Source organism: Hydrotalea flava (genome assembly GCF_001623405.1).
GTDB classification, from domain to species: Bacteria; Bacteroidota; Bacteroidia; order Chitinophagales; family Chitinophagaceae; genus Hydrotalea; species Hydrotalea flava.
Genome location: NZ_LUHG01000112.1, coordinates 1 through 1,192, shown reverse-complemented (window position 1 = coordinate 1,192; position 1,192 = coordinate 1). Strand labels below are relative to the sequence as shown.

At 31.9% G+C, this 1,192-nt stretch carries 1 protein-coding gene; it reads left to right on the top strand.

Annotated elements, in window-relative coordinates:
• The first annotated feature begins 421 nt into the window (after window positions 1-421).
• Complete coding sequence (locus A0F92_RS15330; RefSeq protein WP_068248345.1) at window positions 422-970, top strand: REP-associated tyrosine transposase; 549 nt, start codon at window positions 422-424, stop codon at window positions 968-970.
• The last annotated feature ends 222 nt before the right edge of the window (window positions 971-1,192 follow it).

Genomic DNA, 1,192 nt, shown 5'->3' with positions numbered 1-1,192 from the left:
ATCAAATAAAATACATTTTATTTACTGGGCGTATGGCTGTGCCTACGCCCCTTTTTTTTGTAGCTTTTGCTACATCAATAAATGTACTTTTTAAAAAATAGTTATCGTAGCGAATGCTACACAAAACCACGGCGTACTTGAAAACATACGCCGAGTGACGAATTTTAAAATGATAGAAAAATTGGTTATCCGTAGCGAATGCTACATAAAACTACGGCGTAGTTGAAAACATACGCCGAGTGACGAATTTTAAAAATGATAGAAAAATTGGTTATCCGTAGCAAATGCTACAAAAAACTTCGGCGTAGTTGAAAACATATGCGGAAAGAAGTGTTAGTTTGAACAAATAATACCATCGTTATAATATCAATAGAGTATTACAATAATGATGTAAATTTAATAAAAATTGTATATTAATATTATGCCGGATAGCTATGTAATAAAAGACCAAAGTGGGGTTTATTTCGTAACCTTTCAAGTAGTAGCATGGGTAGATGTATTTACCAGAAAAAGATATTGCGATATTGTAATTGATTCTTTAAATTTCTGCATCGAACATAAATATTTAAATGTACATGCCTGGTGTATTATGAGCAATCATGTGCATTGCATATTATCCAGTTCCAATAACACGCTATCAAATACTATCCGGGATTTTAAACGCCATACTAGTAAGCAAATTTTACATTCAATTCAAGAAGATGTAGAAAGCAGAAAAGTCTGGATGTTATATCAATTTAAACATGCCGCACAACAACATGTAAGAAACATCGATTACCAACTTTGGACCCACGAAAATCATGCTGTATATATGGACCCTCATATTAAAGATATGTACACTACAAAATTATCCTATATACATCAAAATCCTGTTAAAGCAGGTTTAGTAGAAAATGCAGAAGATTATTTACTGAGTAGTGCTAGAGACTATATCGGCAAACAAGGATTAATAAAAGTTAATTTTATATGAATACCAGATTAAAAGATAGTTTTAAACATTAAATGAATAAAAGTAGCGAATGCTACACAAAACTACGGCATAGTTGAAAACATACGCCAAGTGACGAATTTTAAAATGATAGAAAAATTGGTTATCCGTAGCGAATGCTACATAAAACTACGGCGTAGTTGAAAACATACGCCAAGTGACACTTGAAAAGAAATAAAATACATTTTATTTACTGGGCGTATG

Bases quoted from the DNA above. Each gene is read 5' to 3' on its own strand.
- A0F92_RS15330 (WP_068248345.1), top strand. From the start codon at position 422: ATGCCGGATAGCTATGTAATAAAAGACCAAAGTGGGGTTTATTTCGTA.